This window comes from Streptomyces sp. NPDC043870, assembly GCF_056435785.1.
Genome location: NZ_JBWKDT010000002.1, coordinates 275,861 through 297,008 on the forward strand (window position 1 = coordinate 275,861; position 21,148 = coordinate 297,008).

Sequence of the window (21,148 nt, forward strand, 5' to 3'; positions counted from 1 at the left end):
ACAGAAGGCCGTAACCCTCCGCCGTGAGGCGGAAGTTACGGCCCTCTGTGTCTTGCCGGGCGTCGCGTCAGTAGCGCGGACGGCCGAACCAGGTGGAGGCGTCCGACTTGGCGCAGAAGACGATGATCAGGATGCCCAGCACGAGGCTGATGAGGGCGAAGATGTTCGCCCCGAGCAGGCTGATGAGGCTGAACAGCGTGATCACAGAGCCGTAGACGATCGCCGAGATACGGATGCCGCTGCCGCCGGTGTGGAACTTGGCGGCCGTGAGGATGCCCCACAGCGCGAAGCCGAGAACGAGGAGCGCGACGAACACCATGACGCCCATGCCGATGCCGGCGGCCGCGTCAGCGTCCGCACCGGAGATCTCGGAGGAGCCCGAGATCGCATCCATGATCGCCGCGCCGGCGACGACGGTGATGACCGCGCCGACCGCCTGCAGGCCGCCCAGGATGTAGAGCATCACACGCGCGGCCTTCACCCCACCCGGCATCTCCACCGGGACGCCCGGGTAGCCACCGCCGTACGGCTGCTGGACGGGCGGGGCCTGCGGGTAGCCGTATCCGGGCTGCGGCTGCTGCGGGCCCTGCGGGTAGCCGTAGCCCGGCTGGCCCTGCTGGCCGTAGCCAGGCTGGCCCTGCTGCTGGCCGTAGGGGTTGTTCGGGTCGCCGAAGCTCATGGCGGGATTCCTCCGTGGGATTTGCGGGGACGGCGCGGTCCTGACAGGAGGAAAGTTCACAAAAACAAGCGGTTTGCCCCCCGACACTGCCCGCGGCACTGCGCGGCTCATCGTGGTATTAAGGCCGAGTTTTTGTCCAGTCGGTATCCGAATGTGTTGTGCAAGTGCAACCTCGTGCACCGCTCGGCGGACCGGTGACGGAGCCGTGTGGACGGGCTGCCGGACCGGTGACGACGGCTCGAATTGGAACAGGGGAGGGGTCATCCGCGAGGATGGGGGCATGACCGCCCAGATTCTCGATGGCAAGGCCACCGCAGCCGCGATCAAGTCCGATCTGACCGCCCGCGTGGCGGCCCTCAAGGCCAGGGGCATCACGCCCGGCCTCGGGACCCTGCTGGTCGGCGACGACGTCGGCAGCCAGAAGTACGTCGCGGGCAAGCACCGCGACTGCGCGCAGGTGGGGATCGCCTCCATCCAGCGCGAACTGCCCGACACCGCCTCGCAGGACGAGATCGAGGCGGTCGTACGCGAGCTCAACGCGAACCCCGACTGCACGGGCTACATCGTGCAGTTGCCGCTGCCGAAGGGCATCGACGAGAACCGGGTGCTGGAGCTGATCGACCCGGCGAAGGACGCGGACGGGCTGCACCCGATGAACCTCGGCCGTCTCGTCCTGAACGAGCCGGCCCCACTGCCGTGCACGCCGTACGGCGTGATCCGGCTGCTGCGTCAGTACGGCGTCGAACTGAACGGCGCGCACGTCGTCGTCGTCGGCCGCGGCACCACCATCGGCCGCTCGCTGCCGCTGCTGCTGACCCGCCGCTCCGAGAACTCGACGGTCACGCAGTGTCACACCGGTACGCGTGACCTCTCCGCGCATCTGCGCCAGGCCGACATCATCGTCGCCGCGGCGGGCTCCGCCCACCTGGTCCGGCCGGAGGACGTGAAGCCGGGCGCGGCCGTCCTCGACGTCGGCGTCAGCCGCGACGGCAACGGGAAGATCGTCGGCGATGTCCACCCCGACGTCGCGAACGTCGCCGGCTGGCTCTCCCCGAACCCGGGCGGCGTCGGCCCGATGACCCGGGCCCAGCTTCTGGTCAATGTCGTCGAGGCGGCCGAGCTCGCGTCCGCGGACTGACAGCCATGACCACCCCGGACAACAACGAGACCGGCCCTGGTGCCGCCGACCGGGCGGCACCCGACGCTCCGGTGAACGGCACCGGGCCCTGGCCCGGGCCGGCGAAGGGGTCGGCGAACGGGTCGGCGAACGGGCGGTCGGCCGCCGAGCCGGACGGTCGCGGACGCGCTACGACCCCGTCGCCGGACAGCAGCGCCTCGGGCGCGACCGGCGCGGCGGCCAACGGCCACGCCGCCTCCGAGCAGGCCGCGGCCAACGGCCACGTGCCCGGTTCCGAGGGGGCCGCGGACAACGGGCAGGCCGGCTCCGAGCGGGCGGCGGCCAACGGCCACGCCGTCTCCGAGCGCGCAGGGAGCAAGTCGCGGCGGCCGCCGGCCGTCACGCGGGACACCGCGCGGCCCGAGGGCGGCGGGCGGGCAGCGTCCGGGGACGCGCCCGCGCCCGCGCGGCAGTGGCCGTTGCTGACCGTGCTCGGGATGACGGCGCTCGGGCTGCTGATCGTCGGCACGGATCCGTTCGACCAGGCCTTCCGGGTCGGCACGATTCTCGTCGGCGTCGCCCTGCTCACCGGCGCGGCGCTGCGCCGCGCGCTGCCCTCCGTGGGCATGCTTGCGGTGCGCTCACGCTTCACCGACATGGTCACGTACGGCCTGCTCGGCACCGTGATCGTGCTGCTCGCCCTGATGGTCCAGCCGCGTCCCTGGCTGGAGATCCCGTTCCTGGAGGACGCGGTCCATCACTTCACCGTGCGTTAGGCGGCGCGTACGCGGAGAGCCGGGGGGCCAACCAGCACGAAGCCCGAGAGGGACGGTCCAGCTCATGGCCAAGATCAAGGTAGCCAACCCCGTCGTCGAGCTCGACGGCGACGAGATGACCCGCATCATCTGGCAGTTCATCAAGGACAAGTTGATCCTGCCGTACCTCGATGTCGAGCTGAAGTACTTCGACCTGGGCATCGAGCACCGCGACGCCACCAACGACCAGGTGACGGTCGACGCCGCCAACGCCATCAAGGAGTACGGCGTCGGTGTGAAGTGCGCCACGATCACACCCGACGAGGCGCGGGTCGAGGAGTTCAACCTCAAGGCGATGTACCGCTCGCCCAACGGCACCATCCGCAACATCCTCGGCGGCGTGATCTTCCGCGAGCCGATCATCATGGACAACGTGCCACGGCTGGTCCCGGGCTGGACCAAGCCGATCGTCGTCGGCCGTCACGCCTTCGGCGACCAGTACCGGGCAACCGACCTGAAGGTCCCGGGCGAGGGCACCCTCACCATGACCTTCACCCCGAAGGACGGCTCCGATCCGGTCGAGCTGGAGGTGTACGAGTTCCCGGGTGCCGGTGTCGCGCTGTCGATGTACAACCTGGACGCGTCGATCCGCGACTTCGCGCGCGCCTCGTTCCGCTACGGCCTGGCCCGCGGCTTCCCGGTCTACATGTCCACGAAGAACACGATCCTGAAGAAGTACGACGGCCGCTTCAAGGACATCTTCCAGGAGATCTTCGACAACGAGTTCAAGACCGAGTTCGAGGAGAAGGGGCTCACCTACGAGCATCGGCTCATCGACGACATGGTGGCCTCGGCCCTGAAGTGGGAGGGCGGCTACGTATGGGCCTGCAAGAACTACGACGGTGACGTCCAGTCGGACATCGTCGCGCAGGGCTTCGGCTCGCTCGGCCTGATGACCTCGGTGCTCATGTCCCCCGACGGCAGGACCGTCGAGGCCGAGGCCGCGCACGGGACGGTGACCCGCCACTACCGCCAGCACCAGCAGGGCAGGGCGACCTCGACCAACCCGATCGCCTCGATCTTCGCCTGGACCCGTGGCCTCGCCCACCGCGGCAAGCTGGACGGCACCCCCGAGGTCACCAGGTTCGCGCAGACCCTGGAGGAGGTCTGCATCGAGACCGTCGAGGGCGGCCAGATGACGAAGGACCTGGCGCTGCTGATCTCCAAGGACACCCCGTGGATGACCACGGAGCAGTTCCTGGAGGCGCTGGACTCCAACCTGGAGAAGAAGATGGCCATGGCCGCCGCCTGAGCCTTTGCCTGCGCCCTTGCCTGAGTTCTTGCCTGACCGTTCGCTTGATCCTCTGATGCCTCTCGCGCCGCGACCCCGGACGGTGGCCCGTCCCCGTACGAACCGGGGGCGGGCCACCGCGTTCCGGGGTCAGCAGCCGGGGTTCAGCGCGTGCCACGTCTTCAGGCCGACGATGCTGCTTCGCGTCGGCACGCGCTGTGCACGCCGATCCGCCGTGACGGCGCCCGTCCTCTCCCCCGAGGGAGGACGGGCGCCGTCTCGTGATCCAGAGTCATGCACGCGCCAAACAGACACAAGAAAGGTCCGGGGCCTGTGGCACGGAAGTGACGGTTCCGCCATGGTGTGATCGTCGGGCAACGGATGCGAGACTGGGGCGGGCTTCAGGGCAGGGGCGCACGCGGGGGTACGCCAATGTCCCGAATGCCCCCCGTGCGCCCCGGGGTCAGGAACTGTCATCCTGGCTCCGCGCATCCCTCTGGGTAGTCCACAACGCGGACGAGTCCGTAACTCGTACGAGTCCGTGACGGCCGCCCGAGGGCGTGGCAGGGGGCACCACAGCGCGGGGCACATCAGGCACGTTCGGGGGACAAGGGGGGAAGTAATGCCTCGTTGGAAGGCGCTACCGGAGGAACTGGACCCGCAGGTCAGGGAGTTCGCCAGCCAGCTGCGCCGGCTCGTCGACCGCAGCGGGCTCAGCATCGCCGCGGTCGCGGACCGTACCGGCTACAGCAAGACGTCGTGGGAGCGCTATCTGAACGGGCGGCTGCTCGCACCCAAGGGCGCGATCGTCGCACTCGCCGAGGTGACGGGGACGAACCCGCTCCACCTCACGACCATGTGGGAGCTCGCGGAGCGCGCCTGGAGCCGCGCCGAGATGCGTCACGACATGACCATGGAGGCCATCCGGATCTCCCAGGCGCGGGCCGCGCTGGGTGAGTTCGGGCCGACCGGGCAGCCCGGCGCCTCGCGGACCGCCGCGCCCCCGACCGGTCCCGAGCACGAGCCGTACGTCCCCGTGCAGGGCGGTGGCCGCTCCGTTCCGCCGCCCCGTACCGGTGGGCATGCCGCTCCCGCGTCCCCCGACCAGGGGCGCGGACGGCGCAAGATGACGATGTTCCTCGCGGGTGTCGTCGGCGCGCTGCTGGTGATCGCGGCGGCCGTCCTGCTGACCGATCTCGGGGGCGGCGGGGACGGCGGCGACGGCGGCAAGAACGTGGCCGCCACGCCCACCGCCGCTCCCACGACCAGCGATCCGCAGCTGCCGGCGGGGGTCAAGTGCTCCGGTGCCGACTGCACCGGCCAGGACCCCGAGACCATGGGGTGCGGCGGTGAGTTCGCCACGACCGCTTCGCGGGTGAAGGTCGGCACGGCCCTCGTCGAGGTGCGCTACAGCAAGACGTGCGCGGCCGCGTGGGCCCGTATCACCCAGGCGACGCCGGGCGACAAGGTCTCGATAGCCGCGGGGGACGCGACCCGGAACGGCCTCGTGAACGCCGACAAGGACGCGTACACCCCCATGGTCGCCGTGACCGACGAGTCCGAGGCCAAGGCGTGCGCGACGCTCACCACGGGCACGAAGGGCTGCACGAAGGAGCAGTGAGCCGCTCCCGTGAGCCGGGCCACAAGGGGGTGGCGGTCCACAGGGGTCCCGGTCCGATAGCCTGGCCGCTGGATATCTCTTCACGTCGAGAGATCGATCAGTACGGTGGAGATATCCAGCATCAGGGGTAGGGACCCCCACCGCCAGCTGTCTTACGGAGATCGCCATGACCCGCACTCCCGTGAATGTCACCGTCACCGGCGCGGCCGGCCAGATCGGCTACGCGCTGCTCTTCCGCATCGCCTCCGGCCACCTGCTCGGCGCGGATGTGCCGGTCAAGCTCCGCCTCCTGGAGATCCCGCAGGGCCTGAAGGCCGCCGAGGGCACCGCCATGGAGCTCGACGACTGCGCCTTCCCGCTGCTCCAGGGCATCGACATCAGCGACGACCCGAACGTCGCCTTCGACGGCGCCAACGTCGCGCTGCTCGTCGGCGCCCGTCCCCGGACCAAGGGCATGGAGCGCGGCGACCTGCTGGAGGCCAACGGCGGCATCTTCAAGCCCCAGGGCAAGGCCATCAACGACAACGCCGCGGACGACATCAAGGTCCTCGTCGTCGGCAACCCGGCCAACACCAACGCGCTCATCGCGCAGGCCGCCGCCCCGGACGTACCGGCCGAGCGCTTCACCGCGATGACCCGCCTCGACCACAACCGCGCGATCTCGCAGCTGGCCGCCAAGACCGGTGCCGCCGTCTCCGACATCAAGCGACTCACCATCTGGGGCAACCACTCCGCGACCCAGTACCCGGACATCTTCCACGCGGAGATCGCCGGCAAGAACGCCGCGGAGGTCGTGAACGACCAGGTCTGGCTGGCCGACACGTTCATCCCGACCGTCGCCAAGCGCGGCGCCGCGATCATCGAGGCCCGTGGCGCGTCCTCGGCCGCCTCGGCCGCGAACGCCGCGATCGACCACGTCCACACCTGGGTCAACGGCACCGCCGAGGGCGACTGGACCTCCATGGGCATCCCGTCGGACGGCTCCTACGGCGTCCCGGAGGGCCTGATCTCCTCCTTCCCGGTCACCTGCAAGGACGGCAAGTACGAGATCGTCCAGGGCCTGGACATCAACGAGTTCTCCCGCACCCGCATCGACGTGTCGGTCGCGGAGCTGGCGGAGGAGCGCGACGCGGTGCGCGGCCTCGGCCTCATCTGATTTCCCGCTACGGACTGTGGGGCGCTGCGCGGCCGCGTAGCGCCCCACAGCGCTCTCTGCGAGCCTGGGCCCATGGAACCCGGTCCCAGGAACGAGCGAGACGCCGCCCGTCTCGTGCTGCTGCGGCACGCCAAGTCCGCCTGGCCGGACGTCGCCGACCACGAGCGACCGCTGGCGCCGCGCGGCCGGCGGGACGCCCCGGCGGCCGGACGGCTCCTGCGCGAGACGGGGTGCGTGCCCGACCTGGTGATCTGCTCGACCGCCCGGCGGGCGCGCGAGACCTGGGACCTCGCCTCCGCGCAGCTGGGCACGGAGGTGCCGGTGCGCTACGAGGAACGGGTGTACGCGGCGGATCCGGCGGAGCTGGTCGGCGTCCTGCGGGAGGTGCCCGAAGATGTGGGGACGGTCCTGCTGGTCGGCCACAACCCGGGCATGGAGGACCTGGCGGGAGGGCTCACCGGTGAGGCCGAGGGCGACGCCCTGGCCCGGATGAGCGAGAAGTTCCCGACATCGGCTTTCGCGGTGCTCGGCCTCAGCGGCGGCTGGGCGGGGCTCGGCCTCGGCACCGCACGGCTGACGGCCTTCGTCGTCGCCAGAGGAGCGAAGACCGGCCGGACAGACACCGGGACCACCGGCCGGACACAAAACAGTCCCCGGTAGTCCGCCTCGATTTCCGTGTACCTCAGTCGTCGCTGAAGCGCCGGTCCTCGTGCGGTTCTGCCGGGGGCCTAGCCAGAGCCGTGGGAAGGGTCACGCGGGTCGGTGGACGTCTCCGCCGACGGGTGCGGCTCTCTCCGGTTGTCCGGTGTAGAGGTCAGTATCCTCCCGATTTGTCGGAAGTCAAGAGTCGAGTCAGGTGTGCTGTTCGGCGCGGCGGGCCTGTACGCGCTGGTGTTCCGCCGGTGGGGCGCGGTGCGCATGCGCGTACCGCTGGCGATGGCGTGGACCGGTGTGGGCGCCGCCTTCAGCTCCAGCGGCTGGATGGACTTCGCGGCGGTCTCGGCTCCGTCGGGAGGCGCTCTGCTCGGCTTCGTCAACACTGCCGAGCTGATCTCCGGGTTGCTCGTGCTGTGCGTCGGCTGCTTCGCGCTGGCGGAACTGGCGGTTGAGGGACGCCGGTCCGTGGTCAGGCGCCAGATCCACCCCGGCAGTCCCGGCAGCGGCCGGGCTCCGGGGATCTGAAGGGCCGGTCGCAGCCCTCGCAGTGCTGGAACGGGTCGATCGCCCGGATGATCCTCCCCGCCCCGACGGAGACGGTGTCGCGCCACGACCGGCGCATGTACGCGATCATGAACGGCCGGGAGGGGGCGGCCGCGTACGCCACGGTCGCGCGCAGGCGCATGGCCGTCGGGGCGACGCCGGGGCTCCGCGGGCAGGACGAACCCGGCGGTGGACCCGCGACGGACCGGCCGACGGCCTCGTCGGCGATCTCGCGTGGAGTGACCCGCATTACTTCCGGCCATGCCCCGCGCATGCTTTCCGCCCTCCGGGGCAGGCGCCCCGATCACCAGTTCTCGCTGGTGGGAGACATAACGGGAACGGAAGGCATAACGCGACGTGTCGGCACAACTGACCATCCACGTGGGCGGAGAGTGGCGCAAAGCCGCCTCCGGAGCCACGCGCGAGATCCTCGACCCCGCTGACGCCACGCCCTTCGCGGTCGTGGCGGAAGGCGGGTCCGAGGACACCGACGCCGCGGTCGCCGCCGCTCGCAGCGCGTTCGACCAGGGTGAGTGGCCCCGTACACCGGTGGCCGAGCGGGCCGCGCTGCTGCGGCGCGTGGCCGGGCTGCTGCGGCGGGACCGCGAGGAGCTCGGGCTGCTCGAGAGCCGGGACGCCGGCAAGACGGCGGAGGAAGGGCGCGTCGACGTCGACTGCGTCGCGGACGCGTTCGCGTACTTCGCCGACCTGGTCATGAACGAGAACGGGCGCGTCGTGGACGCCGGGTCCCCGGACATCCACAGCGTGGTCGTGCACGAGCCGGTCGGGGTGTGCGCTCTGATCACCCCCTGGAACTATCCCCTCCTCCAGGCCAGCTGGAAGATCGCCCCGGCCCTCGCGGCCGGCAACACCTTCGTCATCAAGCCGAGCGAGATCACCCCGCTCACCACGGTCGCGCTCGTCCGGCTGCTCGCCGAGGCGGGCCTGCCCGACGGCGTCGCCAACATCGTCACCGGCCCCGGCGACCCGGTCGGCGCGCGCCTCGCCGAGCACCCCGACGTCGACCTCGTCTCCTTCACGGGCGGACTCGCCAGCGGTACCAAGGTGATGCGTGCCGCCGCCGCCGGCGTCAAGAAGGTCGCCCTGGAGCTCGGCGGCAAGAACCCCAACGTGGTGTTCGCGGACGCCTGCACCACCGACGAGGCGTTCGACACCGCCGTCGACCAGGCGCTCAACGCCGCGTTCATCCACAGCGGCCAGGTCTGTTCGGCCGGCTCCCGCCTCATCGTCGAGGAGTCCCTGCGCGAGCGCTTCGTCGGCGAACTCGCCCGCCGCGCCGAGAAGATCCGCATCGGCCGCGGTACGGACAAGGGCGTCGAGTGCGGACCGCTCGTATCCGCGCAGCAGCTGGCGAAGACCGAGGAGTACGTCGCCTCCGCGCTCGCCGAAGGAGCCGTGCTGCGGGCGGGCGGCGTGCGGCCCGACGGTCCCGGGTACGAGGGGTACTTCTACCGGCCCACCGTCCTCGACCAGTGCCACCGCGAGATGCGCGTCGTCCGCGAAGAGGTCTTCGGCCCGGTCCTGACCGTCGAGACGTTCCGCACCGAGGACGAGGCCGTCGCGCTCGCCAACGACACCGAGTACGGGCTCGCGGGTGCCGTCTGGAGTGGAGACCCCGGGCGCGCCCGGCGCGTGGCGGGGCGGCTGCGCCACGGCACCGTCTGGATCAACGACTACCACCCCTACCTCCCCCAGGCTGAGTGGGGCGGCTTCGGCAAGTCCGGCATCGGCCGGGAGCTCGGCCCCGCCGGGCTCGCCGAATACCGCGAGAGCAAGCACATCTATCAGAACCTCGCCCCGCGCCCCGTGCGCTGGTTCGCGGGCTGAACACGGCTGAACACGGGGAGCAAGGAAGTACATGCACATGACCGAGTACGACTATGTCGTCATCGGGGGCGGCACCGCCGGATCGGTGATCGCCGCCCGTCTCACCGAGAACCCGGACGTCACCGTCGCCGTCATCGAGGGCGGCCCGAGCGACGTCGACCGGGAGGACGTCCTCACGCTGCGCCGCTGGATGGGGCTCCTCGGCGGCGAGCTCGACTACGACTACCCCACCACCGAGCAGCCCCGCGGCAACTCCCACATCCGGCACAGCCGCGCCCGCGTCCTCGGCGGCTGCTCGTCGCACAACACCCTCATCGCCTTCAAGCCGCTGCCGTCCGACTGGGACGAGTGGGCGGAGGCCGGGGCCGAGGGCTGGCACGCCGCCGCCATGGACCCGTACTACGACCGGCTGCTCAACCACATCGTGCCGGTCGACGAGGCGGACCGTAACGCCATCGCCCGCGACTTCGTCGACGCCGCCCGGACCGCGCTCGGCGTCCCGCGCGTGGAAGGCTTCAACAAGAAGCCCTTCGACGAGGGCGTCGGCTTCTTCGACCTCGCGTACCACCCGGAGAACAACAAGCGGTCGTCCGCGTCCGTCGCCTATCTCCACCCGGTCATGGACCGGCGGCCGAACCTCACCCTGATGCTGGAGACCTGGGCGTACCGGCTGGAGCTGGAGGGCACCCGGGCGCGCGGTGTCCGGGTGCGGACCAAGGACGGCGAGGAACTGCTCGTCGAGGCGCGGCGCGAAGTGATCGTCTGCGCGGGCGCGGTGGACACCCCGAGGCTGCTGCTGCACTCCGGTATCGGCCCGAAGGGCGACCTGGAGGCACTCGGCATCCCTGTCGTCCACGATCTGCCGGGCGTCGGCGAGAACCTCCTCGACCATCCCGAATCGGTCATCGTGTGGGAAACCCACGGGCCGATACCCGAGAACTCGGCGATGGACTCGGACGCCGGGCTGTTCGTCCGGCGGGACCCGGAGCAGCGGGGCCCGGACTTGATGTTCCACTTCTACCAAATACCGTTCACCGACAACCCGGAGCGGCTCGGCTACGAACGCCCGCCGCACGGGGTGTCGATGACGCCCAACATCCCCAAGCCGCGCAGCCGCGGCCGCCTCTCCCTCACGAGCGCCGACCCGCAGACCAAGCCCGCGCTCGACTTCCGCTACTTCACCGACGAGGACGATTACGACGGCCGCACCCTCGTCGACGGCATCCGCCTCGCGCGTGAGATCGCGAAGTCGGAACCCCTGGCCGGCTGGCTGAAGCGGGAGGTGTGCCCGGGCCCCGAGGTCACCGGTGACGAGGAGCTGAGCGAGTACGCGCGCAAGGTCGCGCACACGGTGTACCACCCCGCCGGTACCTGCCGAATGGGCGCGTCCGCTGATGAACTTGCCGTAGTTTCCCCGGACTTGAAGGTCAGGGGACTCGACGGAATCCGTATCGCCGACGCGTCCGTCTTCCCGACGATGCCCGCCGTCAACCCGATGATCGGGGTGCTGATGGTCGGCGAGAAATGCGCGGACCTGCTGACGGTGAGTGAAACCCGATGAGCCCGAAGAGCCCGATGAGCCCGACGAGCGCAATGAGACCGAGGAGCCCGATGACCGCCGACGACATCACGAAAGAGCCGCCGGTGTTCGCGGTGCGCGAGCTGTGGAAGGTCTTCGGGCCGAGGGCGGACCGGGTGCCCGGCTCGCCGGAGCTCGGCGCCCTGACCCCCGCCGAGCTGCGCGAACGTACCGGCTGCACAGCAGCCGTCCGCGACGTCAGCTTCGACGTCCGCAAGGGCGAGGTGTTCGTCGTCATGGGCCTGTCCGGCTCGGGCAAGTCGACGCTCGTACGCTGCCTGACGCGGCTGATCGAGCCGACGTCCGGGTCGATCGCGATCGACGGCGAGGACGTGCTGTCGATGGACAAGGCACGCCTGCGCGAGCTGCGCCGGCACCGCGCCGCCATGGTCTTCCAGCACTTCGGGCTGCTCCCGCACCGCTGCGTCCTCGACAACGTCGCCTATGGGCTGGAGATCCAGGGCGTGGGGCGGGCCGCACGGCGCGAAAGGGCCGCCGAGGTCATCGCCAAGGTCGGCCTCGAAGGCCTGGAGAACCGGCGCCCCGGGCAGCTCTCCGGCGGTCAGCAGCAGCGCGTCGGGCTCGCCCGGGCGCTCGCCGTCGACCCCGAAGTGCTGCTCTTCGACGAGCCGTTCAGTGCGCTCGACCCGCTCATCCGCCGCGACATGCAGGAGGAGGTGATCCGGCTGCACCGCGAGGAGGGCCGCACGATGGTCTTCATCACCCACGACCTGAGCGAGGCGCTGCGCCTCGGCGACCGGATCGCGCTGATGCGGGACGGGCGGATCGTCCAGCTCGGCACGCCCGAGGAGATCGTGGGCTCGCCCGCCGACGACTACGTACGGGACTTCGTCCGCGATGTGCCGCGTGAGCAGGTCATGACGGTCCGCACGGCGATGCGGCCGGTGGACGCGGAAGAGCCCGAATCGGGCCCGGCCGTCGCCCCCGACGCCACGGTCTCCGAGGCGATCGAGGCGGTCGCCCGCGCGGGTGTCCCCGCGCGGGTGATGCAGGACGGCCGCTGCGTGGGCGTCGTCGACCACGCGGCGCTGCTCGCGGTGGTGGCGGGGCTGTCGACCGAGGGGGTGGCGGCGTGAACGGCTCCCTGGACGCGGGGACTCTGCCCCCGAACCTGCGGCGGTGGTCCCGATGAGCGTCACCGTGAACGACGTGTCCAAGACGGCCAGGACCCCCGGCACCGCGGGCGGGTCCCAGCAGCCGGGCCGCGGGCTGCGGGACGTCGTACGACGGCGCCGCGGGCTGGTCGCAGGCGTCGCGGCCGTCGCCGTACTGGTCGTGCTCGGCATCACCCTGCTCGGCGGCGGGGGCTGGCCCTCCGCGCTGACCGTCGACATCTCGCAGCCGCTCGACGACGCCAACGCCTGGGTCATCGACAACCGCGACACCCACCCCCTCTTCCTCTACTTCCTGCTGCATCTGTCCAACACCGCCACCGACGCGGTCGACGCCGTCTACCAGCTGCTCGACGCGCTCGGCTGGCTCGGGGTCCTCGCCGGGGGAGTGCTGGTCGCCTGGCGGGCCGCCGGGCTCGGGCGGCGCGGGACACGCGTCGCGCTGACCGCGCTCGGGGTGTTCGCCGTGTGCGGGCTGCTCGGGATGTGGGACGCCACGCTGATCACCATCGCGCTGATGGTGGTGTCCGTGGCGGTCGCGGCCCTGCTCGGCGCGCTGATCGGGCTGGCCGCGGGGCTGTCCGACCGGGTGGACCGGGCGCTGCGGCCGGTGCTCGACACGATGCAGGTGCTGCCGGCGTTCGCGTATCTCCTGCCGTTCGTGCTGGTCTTCGGCACGGGCACGCCCGCCGCGCTGTTCTGCACGGTGATCTACGCCGCCCCGCCGATGGCCCGGCTCACCACGCTCGGACTGCGCGGCGCCGACCCGGCCGCGCTGGAGGCGTCCGCGTCGCTCGGCGCGAGCAGCTGGCAGCGGCTGTGGACCGCGCGGTTCCCGCTCGCCCGCAAGCAGATGCTCCTCGGCCTCAACCAGACGATCATGATGGCGCTGTCGATGGTCGTCATCGCGGCGCTCGTCGGCGCGGGCGGCCTCGGCGAGGAGGTGTACTCGGCGCTGTCGACGACGGACGTCGGCAAGGCGTTCGCCGCGGGCGTCCCGATCGTGCTGATCGCGATCTGGCTGGACCGTACGACCGCGGCCGCGGGCGACCGTATCGGCGAGCCCGCCCCCGCGGGGAGCTGGCTGCACGGCGGACGCGCCTGGGCGCTGGTGGGCGTGCTCGTCGCCGCGGCCGCCGCCGTACGGACCACGACCTGGCCCGAGGCATGGACGTACGAGATCTCCACGCCCGTCAACAAGGCCCAGGAGTGGATCACCGAGAACCTCACCTTCGCCGAGGTGTGGGCGCGGGAGTTCACGCTGTGGATCCTCAACCCCCTGCGGGACACCCTGGCCTGGCTGCCGTGGTGGTCGGTGCTGCTGATCGTCGCCGCCACGGCCTGGCTCGTCGGCAACTGGGCCGCCGCGCTCACGGCGACCACCGCGATGGCGGCGATCGGGGCGCTCGGCGTCTGGGCGAGGTCCCTGGACACGCTCTCCCAGGTGCTCGCCGCGCTGGTGATCACGCTGGTGCTGGGCTTCTTCGCGGGGGTGTTGTGCGCCCGCGCCGGACGGCTGGAACGCTGGCTGCGGCCCCTGCTCGACGCGATGCAGACGATGCCGCAGTTCGTGTATCTGATCCCGGTCGTCGCACTCTTCGGCGCCACGCGCACGTCGGCGATCGTCGCGGCCGTGGTCTACGCACTGCCCGCCGTCGTCCGCATCACCACCCAGGGCCTGCGTGAGGTCGATCCGGCCGCGCTGGAGGCGTCCCGCTCGCTCGGCGCCTCCACGCGCCAGCAGCTCTTCGGCGTCCAGCTGCCACTCGCCCGCCCGGCGCTGCAGCTCGCCGTCAACCAGGGCGTCGTGCTGGTGCTGGCCGTCGTCGTCGTCGGCGGACTCGTGGGCGGCGGGGCCCTCGGCTACGACGTCGTCAAGGGCCTCTCCCGGGGCGAGATGGGCCTCGGCATGACGGCCGGAGTCGCCATCGTCTGCCTCGGCCTCGTCCTGGACCGGATCACGCAGCAGCCCGCCCGCAAACACCGCTGACCTTTACTCACCCTCTCGACAGGAGCACCACCATGCGCACCCTCCGTACCGCCACCGCTGTCGTCGGCGCCCTCGGCGTCCTCAGCCTCACCGCGTGCAGCGCCGCCGACACCGGCAAGAGCAACGACGTCGGCGGCAAGAAGACCGTGAAGCTGACCGTCCCCTCCTGGGTCGGCGCCCAGGCCAATGTCGCCGTCGCCCAGCACATCCTGGAGAAGGAACTCGGCTACACGGTCAAGACCCAGCAGATGGGCGAGGTGCTGGCCTGGGACGCGCTGTCCAAGGGCGACACCGACGCGATCCTCGAGGACTGGGGCCATCCCAAGGAGGAGAAGCAGTACGTCGAGACGAAGAAGACCGTCGTCAAGGGCGGCGACCTCGGCGTCACCGGCCACATCGGGTGGTTCGTACCGAAGTACTTCGCGGACGCGCACCCCGATGTCACGGACTGGAAGAACCTCAACAAGTACGCCAAGGACTTCAGAACCGCTGAGAGCGGCGACAAGGGGGAGCTGCTGGAGGGCTCGCCCGACTACGTCACGAACGACGACGCGATCATCAACAATCTGAAGCTGGACCTGAAGACGAACTACTCGGGTTCCGAGGCCGCCCAGATCACGGCCATCAAGAAGTACGCGAAGGAGAAGAAGCCCTTCCTTACGTACTGGTGGACCCCGCAGTGGCTGAACGCCCAGATCGACATGGTCGAGGTCAAGCTGCCGGAGAACAAGGCGGGTTGTGACGCCGACCCGAAGAAGGTGGCCTGCGCCTACCCGAACACGCCGCTGCAGAAGTACTTCAACGCGGACTTCGTGAAGAACGGCGGCGAGGCGGCCGAGTTCCTGAAGAACTTCAAGTGGACGACCGAGCAGCAGAACGAGGTCGCCCTGATGATCGCGGACCAGAAGCTGTCGCCGGAGGCGGCGGCGGAGAAGTGGGTGAAGGCGAACGAGGCGACCTGGAAGGCGTGGCTCCCGAAGAAGTGACGGCCGGGGCCCGTGGTCCCGGCAGAAGTGACGGGCGGGGCCCGTGGTCCCGGCCAGATGTGACGGGCGGGGCCCGTGGTCCCGGCCGGGGTGCCGCCCCGGACCCCCTGCCTCACTCTCCCCCCACGCCCTGCGGGCGTGGGGGGACCCCAGCGGGGCTCAGGACGAGCACGTCCGGCGAGTGAGGCGCGGAGCCCCCGGTCAGGTGCGCAGGCTCGTCGCCAGTTCGCGTACCGACTCCAGCGTGCGCAGGAGCAGGCCCGGGCCGAAGGTGATCCGCGTCGCGCCGAGCCGGCCCAGCTCGGGGATGGCGGGGGTGCCGGGGAACTTGCCTACGTTGATGGGGCCCTCGATCGCCTCGCGGAGGCGCGGCAGGGCCTCCGTCGGAGCACCGATCGGGTAGACGCAGTCCGCGCCCGCGGCGACGTACAGCCGCGCCCGTTCGATCGCAGCCTCCGGGTCGGCGACCCCGCGGATGAACGTGTCGACGCGGGCGTTGACGAAGAGCGCGTCACCCGCCTCCGCCCGCACCGCCGCGAGCCGCTCCGCCTGGCGCTGCGGCTCGACGAGGGCCTTGCCGGGTCCCGAGTCCTCCAGGTTGACACCGACCGCGCCGGTGTCGAGGACCCGCTGGACCAGTTCCTTCGCGGGGAGGCCGTAGCCCGCCTCGATGTCCGCGGAAACGGGGATGTCCACGGCGCGGACGATCCGGGCGATCGCGGCGAACATCTCGTCGGCGGGCGTCTCGCCGTCCTCGTAGCCGAGCGACGCCGCCACGCCCGCGCTGGGCGTCGCGAGCGCCGGGAAGCCGGCGTCCGCGAAGACCCGGGCGCTCGCCGCGTCCCAGGGGCCCGGGAGAACCAGCGGGTCCTCGGGCGCGCGGCCGTGGTGCAGGGCACGGAAGTCGCTCACTGAGTCCTTGACCGACATAGGAGACCTCTCAGTGCTGTGCTGCAGTGCTGGTGCTGCAGTGTTGGTGCCTTAGGGCTGGTGCTGGCCCGGCGTGTAGTGACCGGGCACCATGCGGGTCGAGACACCGAAGCGGTTCCACGCGTTGATCACCGTGATCGCGGCGATCAGCTGCGCCAGCTCCGGCTCCTCGAAATGCTTCGCAGCCTTCTCGTACACATCGTCCGGCACGAAGCCGTCCGTGAGCACCGTGACCGCTTCGGTCAGCTCGATCGCCGCGATCTCCTTCGCCGTGTAGAAGTGCTGGGACTCCTCCCACGCGCTCAGCTGGATGATGCGGTCGACCGACTCGCCCGCCGCGAGTGCGTCCTTCGTGTGCATGTCGAGGCAGAACGCGCAGTGGTTGATCTGCGAGGCGCGGATCTTGACCAGCTCCAGCAGCGCCGGGTCGAGGCCCTGCCGGGCGGCCACCTCAAGCTTGATCATGGCCTTGTAGACCTCGGGAGCGTGCTTGGCCCACTCGATGCGGGGCGTGTGCTCGGCGTTGTACCTCTGGTTCGTCTTCGTCATGGAGATCACCGTACGAGGCGCGTGGCACAGAGGTATGGTCCATTTCCATGGCAGATGACTGGGCCACTTTCGGAGCGGACCTCCATATCGAGCTGCGCGGTACGGGTCTGCGCACGGGTCTCATGGACGCGCTGCGGGACGCCGTGCGCACCGGACGGCTGGCTCCGGGCACCCGGCTGCCGTCGTCCCGTACGCTCGCGGCGGACCTGGGCATGGCGCGCAACACCGTCGCCGACGCGTACGCCGAACTCGTTGCCGAGGGCTGGCTCACCGCCCGGCAGGGCTCGGGTACCAGGGTCGCCCCGCGAGCCACGCCCAGCCCGCGCAGGACCCCGGCCCCCGCGCCGCGTCCCGGCCCCGCGCGGGGCGGACCCAGGTACAGCCTGATGCCCGGTGCGCCGGACCTGGCATCGTTCCCGCGCGCCGAATGGCTCAAGGCGGCCCGGCGGGCACTGACGGCCGCACCGAACGAGGCGTTCGGCTACGGCGACCCGCGTGGCCGGATCGAGCTGCGCACCGTCCTTGCCGACTATCTCGCCCGGGCGCGTGGCGTATACACCGACCCGGACCGCATCATCATCTGCTCCGGTTTCGTGCACGGGCTGATGCTGCTCGCGACGGTGCTGCGTGCCGGGGGTCCCCCCACGTCCGCAGGACGCAGGGCGAGGGTGCGGGAGGTGGCGGTGGAGTCGTACGGGCTCGATCTGCACTGGAACCGGCTGAGCGACGCGGGACTGCGGCTGCCCGCGCTGCCCTTCGACGAGCGCGGCACGCGGACGGAGGAGCTGTCGGAGCTGAAAGGGGTGGGAGCGGTGCTGCTCACGCCCGCGCACCAGTTCCCGATGGGCGTGGCGCTCCACCCCGACCGGCGGTCCGCCGCCGTCGACTGGGCGCGCAGTACGGGCGGGCTGATCCTGGAGGACGACTACGACGGGGAGTTCCGCTACGACCGCCAGCCCATCGGAGCGCTCCAGGGACTCGACCCCGAGCGGGTCGTCTATCTGGGCACGGCGAGCAAGTCCCTGGCGCCCGGGCTGCGGCTCGCCTGGATGGTCCTGCCGGAGAGCCTGGCGGGTGAGGTCGCCGGGGCGAAGGGCGAGGTGGACTGGGCGTCGGGCACGCCGGACCAGCTGACGCTCGCGGAGTTCATCGCGTCGGGCGCGTACGACCGCCATGTACGCGGGATGCGGCTGCGCTACCGGCGCCGTCGTGACCAGCTCGTCGAGGCGCTCGCGGAACGCGCCCCCGGCATCCGCGTGAGCGGCATCGCGGCCGGGATGCACGCGGTCCTCGAACTCCCGCCGGGCACGGAACGCGCGGTGGTCCAGGCGGCGGCCTGGCAGGGGCTCGCCCTGGAGGGCCTCTCCCGCTACCACCACCCCTCCACCCCACCGGGCCGCGACGCCCTCGTCGTCGGCTACGGCACCCCCTCTGACAGCGCCTGGTCGGGGGCGCTGGACGCGCTGTGCCGGGTGCTGCCGTGAGGGGGACGGGGCTGTGCCCCTGGTCCCCGGGTACGTCCTGCGGGCGGGCTCCAGAGCGGACCTAGCCCGCCGGCGGTCCGCCGTTCGCTTCGGCGGATTCGGATTCGGATTCGGATTCCGATTCGGACTTGGACTCGGGCGCGGACTTGGACTCGGGCGCGGGCGGGTCCGGATCCGCGGCCGCGGGCGGCGCCGGGAGTTCGCCGAAGCGGGCCAGCGCCAGCGCGCCGGCCACCGAGATCGCGAAGCCGGCGACGGCGAGCCAGGCGAGGCCCTCCCGGGTGCGGTCGCCGAGCCAGATGACGCCGACCGCCGAGGGGACGAGGGTCTCCGTCAGGACCAGACCCGCCGTCGCCGTGGTCACCGAGCCGCGCGCGAAGGCCGAGGTGAGCAGCAGGAACGCCGCCGCCCCGCCGAGCAGCAGCGCGTACAGCGCAGGGTTCGTGAAGTCCACCGAGTCCAGTAGCCGCACCGCCACCTCGGGCACCCCGAAGCCGATGCCCGCGCCCAGGCCCAGCACCAGCGCCCGGGAGCGGCCCGGCAGCCGGCCCGCGGCCGCGCCGATCAGCAGGACCGCGACCGCCGTACCGAGCAGAACCCACTTCAGCTCGGGCGGCGCGGGCGTCTCGCCCTCCGGACCCGAGGCGAGCCCCAGCATCGCGAGGCCCGCGCAGACCACGCCGACCGCGGTCCACTCGACCCGGCTGAGCCGCACCGACAGCACCCGGGTCGAGGCCACCGCCGTCACCGCCAGGCTCGCGGCGAGCGCCGCGCTCACCGCGTAGATCGGGATCAGCCGCAGCGCCACGATCTGCAGCGCGAACCCCGCCCCGTCCAGTGCGAGGCCGACGAGATACCGCCACTGCCGCACCGCGCGCAGGAACAGCGCGGGGTCCACCCCGGACACCGAGGCCGGATCGACGACGGTACGGGCGGCGACGGCCTGGAGGACGGTGGCCAGGCCGTAGCAGACCGCGGAGGCAATCGCACAGAGCATTCCAAAGAACACAAAACGACTCTAGTTGGGGAGGGTTCGTGGACCGGGCTTACAGCCGGGCGGCGCGGCCATCTAGTGTGTGCGGCGATTCGTTGACTGCTTGATGTGTACAAGGACGGGGAGGCCGGAGGGATGGCGCGGCGCAGGCTGAGGTCGGGCACAGTGGTGCTCGGCGGGATGGGGGTGCTCGCGGCGACGCTCACGTCCTGCGGCTCGGAGCCGGACGAGAGGTGCATCGACCCCGTGACGTACGAGGTCCTGCCCGACTACAAGTGCGAGGACGACGACGGGGACGGGCACACCTCCGGCCGTTACTACTACGGCGGCAGCGTCCGCAGCGGCAAGGTCTCGGGCGGCAGCTACGACAAGTCGGCCGTGGACAGCGGCGGTTTCGGCGGATCCAGCAGCGGCGGCGGCTGAGCCGGGACACGTACGTACCGATGAAGCGTCACACCATAGAACCCCGCCCCGGCTGGCAGGAAACGGTCGAGGAGCAGGGGCTCATCTATCCGCTCACCCGCTACCCGGACGGTTCGCTGCGGCCGTACTGGGACGAGAGCGCGTACTACGAGTTCTCGCTGCCCGAGGTCGAGGCGCTGGAAGAGGTCGTCGAGGAGCTGCACGCCATGTGCCTGGCCGCGGCCGCGCACATCGTGGAGAACGACCGCTTCGCGGACCTCGGCATCAGCGACCGGCGGCTGGCCGGGCGGGTCGCCGAGTCCTGGCGGCGCCGTGCCGAACTGCCCTCCATCTACGGGCGGTTCGACCTGCGCTACGACGGCACCGGACCGGCCAAGATGCTGGAGTACAACGCCGACACCCCCACCTCGCTCGTGGAGGCGGCCAGCCCCCAGTGGTTCTGGATGGAGGAACGCTTCCCCGGCGCCGACCAGTGGAACTCTCTGCACGAGCGGCTCGTCGACGCCTGGAAGCGGCAGGCGCCGCTGCTGCCACCCGGCCCGGTGCACTTCGTGCACTCCGACGGGGACGAGCTCGGCGAGGACCTGATGACGGTCGCGTACCTGCGCGAAACCGCTCAGCAGGCCGGGCTCGCCACCGAGGCCCTGTCGGTCGAACGGATCGGCTGGGACCGGCTCTCGGGACGGTTCGTGGACGACCGGCTGCGCTTCATCCGCAGCTGCTTCAAGCTCTACCCGTGGGAGTGGCTGACCACAGACCGCTTCGGCCCGTACGTCCTCGACACCCTGGACAACGGCGGCGGCACCGGCACCACCTGCTGGATCGAGCCCGCCTGGAAGATGCTCCTGTCCAACAAGGCGCTGCTCGCGGTGTTGTGGGAGCTCTACCCGGGGCACCCGAATCTGCTGCCCGCCTATCTCGACGGCCCGCGCGAACTCGCCGCCACCCGCGGCTACGTCGCCAAGCCGCTGCTGGGCCGCGAAGGGGCCGGCGTCACCGTCCATGAGCCGGGCACTGGTTCTGCCGCGGGCCATGTCGTACGGGAAGAGGCCTGCTGCTACCAGGAGTTGGCGCCGCTGCCCGACTTCGACGGCAACCGGGTCGTCCTCGGCGCATGGGTCGTCGAGGACGAGGCCGCCGGGCTCGGGATCCGGGAGTCGTCCGGACTGGTCACCGACGAGTACGCACGCTTCCTGCCACACGTGATCCTCTAGGTCCTGTCCCGGACAGGGCCCAGGCGGTCCCAGCACCTCCCGGGACGCCTGGAGGCCTCATGGGCCTCCAGGCGGTGCGCCGGGTCCCGGGGGGGGGGGGGGGGGGGGGGGGGGGGGGGGGGGGGGGGGGGGGGGGGGGGGGGGGGGGGGGGGGGGGGGGGTGGGGGCAGGATTGAGGGCATTCCCCATCCTACGCTGA

At 71.2% G+C, this 21,148-nt stretch carries 19 protein-coding genes; 15 read left to right on the forward strand and 4 right to left on the reverse strand.

Features of this window, described 5'->3' with window-relative positions:
* Positions 1 to 67: 67 nt before the first annotated feature.
* The gene (locus tag AC0699_RS03685) at positions 68 to 679 is read right to left on the reverse strand and encodes a hypothetical protein (RefSeq protein WP_478655152.1); all 612 of its coding nucleotides are present in this window, start codon (positions 677 to 679) and stop codon (positions 68 to 70) included.
* Positions 680 to 959: 280 nt separating this feature from the next.
* Between AC0699_RS03685 and AC0699_RS03690 the strand changes: the two genes are divergently transcribed.
* The 12 genes from AC0699_RS03690 (at position 960) to AC0699_RS03745 (ending at position 15,355) form a co-directional block, all read left to right on the forward strand.
* On the forward strand, positions 960 to 1,817 hold the full coding sequence (locus tag AC0699_RS03690; RefSeq protein WP_478655155.1) for a bifunctional methylenetetrahydrofolate dehydrogenase/methenyltetrahydrofolate cyclohydrolase: 858 nt from the start codon (positions 960 to 962) through the stop codon (positions 1,815 to 1,817).
* Between the two features lie 5 nt (positions 1,818 to 1,822).
* On the forward strand, positions 1,823 to 2,572 hold the full coding sequence (locus AC0699_RS03695; protein ID WP_478655157.1) for a DUF3017 domain-containing protein: 750 nt from the start codon (positions 1,823 to 1,825) through the stop codon (positions 2,570 to 2,572).
* A gap of 64 nt (positions 2,573 to 2,636) precedes the next feature.
* Positions 2,637 to 3,863, forward strand: a complete 1,227-nt coding sequence (locus AC0699_RS03700; RefSeq protein WP_478655160.1) for an NADP-dependent isocitrate dehydrogenase — start codon at positions 2,637 to 2,639, stop codon at positions 3,861 to 3,863.
* A gap of 601 nt (positions 3,864 to 4,464) precedes the next feature.
* Positions 4,465 to 5,463, forward strand: a complete 999-nt coding sequence (locus tag AC0699_RS03705) for an XRE family transcriptional regulator (RefSeq protein WP_478655163.1) — start codon at positions 4,465 to 4,467, stop codon at positions 5,461 to 5,463.
* A 166-nt stretch (positions 5,464 to 5,629) separates the two neighbouring features.
* Positions 5,630 to 6,619 carry a malate dehydrogenase gene (locus AC0699_RS03710; RefSeq protein WP_478655166.1) on the forward strand — a complete coding sequence of 330 codons (990 nt, stop codon included), beginning with the start codon at positions 5,630 to 5,632 and terminating at the stop codon, positions 6,617 to 6,619.
* 72 nt (positions 6,620 to 6,691) lie between these two features.
* Positions 6,692 to 7,279: a SixA phosphatase family protein gene (locus tag AC0699_RS03715; RefSeq protein WP_478655168.1), complete on the forward strand. Its 588-nt coding sequence runs from the start codon at positions 6,692 to 6,694 to the stop codon at positions 7,277 to 7,279.
* A gap of 198 nt (positions 7,280 to 7,477) precedes the next feature.
* Positions 7,478 to 7,801 (forward strand): hypothetical protein, encoded by a 324-nt coding sequence (locus AC0699_RS03720; RefSeq protein ID WP_478655170.1) that lies wholly within the window; start codon positions 7,478 to 7,480, stop codon positions 7,799 to 7,801.
* A 375-nt stretch (positions 7,802 to 8,176) separates the two neighbouring features.
* Positions 8,177 to 9,667: an aldehyde dehydrogenase family protein gene (locus AC0699_RS03725; protein ID WP_478655172.1), complete on the forward strand. Its 1,491-nt coding sequence runs from the start codon at positions 8,177 to 8,179 to the stop codon at positions 9,665 to 9,667.
* Between the two features lie 31 nt (positions 9,668 to 9,698).
* Positions 9,699 to 11,228, forward strand: coding sequence for a GMC family oxidoreductase (locus AC0699_RS03730; protein ID WP_478655175.1), 1,530 nt, complete (start codon positions 9,699 to 9,701; stop codon positions 11,226 to 11,228).
* A 50-nt stretch (positions 11,229 to 11,278) separates the two neighbouring features.
* Positions 11,279 to 12,343: a quaternary amine ABC transporter ATP-binding protein gene (locus tag AC0699_RS03735; protein WP_478655177.1), complete on the forward strand. Its 1,065-nt coding sequence runs from the start codon at positions 11,279 to 11,281 to the stop codon at positions 12,341 to 12,343.
* Positions 12,344 to 12,395: 52 nt separating this feature from the next.
* Positions 12,396 to 14,369: an ABC transporter permease gene (locus AC0699_RS03740; RefSeq protein WP_478655179.1), complete on the forward strand. Its 1,974-nt coding sequence runs from the start codon at positions 12,396 to 12,398 to the stop codon at positions 14,367 to 14,369.
* Between the two features lie 32 nt (positions 14,370 to 14,401).
* Complete coding sequence (locus AC0699_RS03745) at positions 14,402 to 15,355, forward strand: ABC transporter substrate-binding protein (RefSeq protein ID WP_478655181.1); 954 nt, start codon at positions 14,402 to 14,404, stop codon at positions 15,353 to 15,355.
* 201 nt (positions 15,356 to 15,556) lie between these two features.
* On the opposite strand, the gene AC0699_RS03750 is transcribed toward AC0699_RS03745, so the two are convergent.
* Together AC0699_RS03750 and AC0699_RS03755 are read right to left on the reverse strand one after the other, a co-directional pair.
* Positions 15,557 to 16,285, reverse strand: a complete 729-nt coding sequence (locus AC0699_RS03750; RefSeq protein WP_478655183.1) for an isocitrate lyase/PEP mutase family protein — start codon at positions 16,283 to 16,285, stop codon at positions 15,557 to 15,559.
* A gap of 51 nt (positions 16,286 to 16,336) precedes the next feature.
* Entirely contained in the window at positions 16,337 to 16,834 is a 498-nt protein-coding gene (locus tag AC0699_RS03755) for a carboxymuconolactone decarboxylase family protein (RefSeq protein WP_478655185.1), read from the reverse strand.
* A 47-nt stretch (positions 16,835 to 16,881) separates the two neighbouring features.
* Here AC0699_RS03755 and pdxR point away from each other — a divergent pair, with 47 nt between their 5' ends.
* On the forward strand, positions 16,882 to 18,318 hold the full coding sequence (gene pdxR, locus AC0699_RS03760; RefSeq protein ID WP_478655187.1) for a MocR-like pyridoxine biosynthesis transcription factor PdxR: 1,437 nt from the start codon (positions 16,882 to 16,884) through the stop codon (positions 18,316 to 18,318).
* A 61-nt stretch (positions 18,319 to 18,379) separates the two neighbouring features.
* Here the strand turns inward: pdxR and AC0699_RS03765 are convergent, their stop codons facing one another.
* Positions 18,380 to 19,315, reverse strand: a complete 936-nt coding sequence (locus tag AC0699_RS03765) for a DMT family protein (protein ID WP_478655189.1) — start codon at positions 19,313 to 19,315, stop codon at positions 18,380 to 18,382.
* 132 nt (positions 19,316 to 19,447) lie between these two features.
* On the opposite strand from AC0699_RS03765, the gene AC0699_RS03770 reads away from it, so the two are divergent.
* Positions 19,448 to 19,735 carry a hypothetical protein gene (locus AC0699_RS03770; protein WP_478655494.1) on the forward strand — a complete coding sequence of 96 codons (288 nt, stop codon included), beginning with the start codon at positions 19,448 to 19,450 and terminating at the stop codon, positions 19,733 to 19,735.
* A 20-nt stretch (positions 19,736 to 19,755) separates the two neighbouring features.
* Positions 19,756 to 20,949 carry a glutathionylspermidine synthase family protein gene (locus AC0699_RS03775; RefSeq protein WP_478655192.1) on the forward strand — a complete coding sequence of 398 codons (1,194 nt, stop codon included), beginning with the start codon at positions 19,756 to 19,758 and terminating at the stop codon, positions 20,947 to 20,949.
* The last annotated feature ends 199 nt before the right edge of the window (positions 20,950 to 21,148 follow it).

What these genes read in the sequence shown, in the direction of transcription:
- AC0699_RS03685 (WP_478655152.1), bottom strand. Translation starts at nt 679, where the DNA reads ATGAGCTTCGGCGACCCGAACAACCCCTACGGCCAGCAGCAGGGCCAG.
- AC0699_RS03690 (WP_478655155.1), top strand. Translation starts at nt 960, where the DNA reads ATGACCGCCCAGATTCTCGATGGCAAGGCCACCGCAGCCGCGATCAAG.
- AC0699_RS03695 (WP_478655157.1), top strand. Translation starts at nt 1,823, where the DNA reads ATGACCACCCCGGACAACAACGAGACCGGCCCTGGTGCCGCCGACCGG.
- AC0699_RS03700 (WP_478655160.1), top strand. Translation starts at nt 2,637, where the DNA reads ATGGCCAAGATCAAGGTAGCCAACCCCGTCGTCGAGCTCGACGGCGAC.
- AC0699_RS03705 (WP_478655163.1), top strand. Translation starts at nt 4,465, where the DNA reads ATGCCTCGTTGGAAGGCGCTACCGGAGGAACTGGACCCGCAGGTCAGG.
- AC0699_RS03710 (WP_478655166.1), top strand. Translation starts at nt 5,630, where the DNA reads ATGACCCGCACTCCCGTGAATGTCACCGTCACCGGCGCGGCCGGCCAG.
- AC0699_RS03715 (WP_478655168.1), top strand. Translation starts at nt 6,692, where the DNA reads ATGGAACCCGGTCCCAGGAACGAGCGAGACGCCGCCCGTCTCGTGCTG.
- AC0699_RS03730 (WP_478655175.1), top strand. Translation starts at nt 9,699, where the DNA reads ATGCACATGACCGAGTACGACTATGTCGTCATCGGGGGCGGCACCGCC.
- AC0699_RS03735 (WP_478655177.1), top strand. Translation starts at nt 11,279, where the DNA reads ATGACCGCCGACGACATCACGAAAGAGCCGCCGGTGTTCGCGGTGCGC.
- AC0699_RS03740 (WP_478655179.1), top strand. Translation starts at nt 12,396, where the DNA reads ATGAGCGTCACCGTGAACGACGTGTCCAAGACGGCCAGGACCCCCGGC.
- AC0699_RS03745 (WP_478655181.1), top strand. Translation starts at nt 14,402, where the DNA reads ATGCGCACCCTCCGTACCGCCACCGCTGTCGTCGGCGCCCTCGGCGTC.
- AC0699_RS03750 (WP_478655183.1), bottom strand. Translation starts at nt 16,285, where the DNA reads ATGTCGGTCAAGGACTCAGTGAGCGACTTCCGTGCCCTGCACCACGGC.
- AC0699_RS03755 (WP_478655185.1), bottom strand. Translation starts at nt 16,834, where the DNA reads ATGACGAAGACGAACCAGAGGTACAACGCCGAGCACACGCCCCGCATC.
- pdxR (WP_478655187.1), top strand. Translation starts at nt 16,882, where the DNA reads ATGGCAGATGACTGGGCCACTTTCGGAGCGGACCTCCATATCGAGCTG.
- AC0699_RS03765 (WP_478655189.1), bottom strand. Translation starts at nt 19,315, where the DNA reads ATGCTCTGTGCGATTGCCTCCGCGGTCTGCTACGGCCTGGCCACCGTC.
- AC0699_RS03770 (WP_478655494.1), top strand. Translation starts at nt 19,448, where the DNA reads ATGGCGCGGCGCAGGCTGAGGTCGGGCACAGTGGTGCTCGGCGGGATG.
- AC0699_RS03775 (WP_478655192.1), top strand. Translation starts at nt 19,756, where the DNA reads ATGAAGCGTCACACCATAGAACCCCGCCCCGGCTGGCAGGAAACGGTC.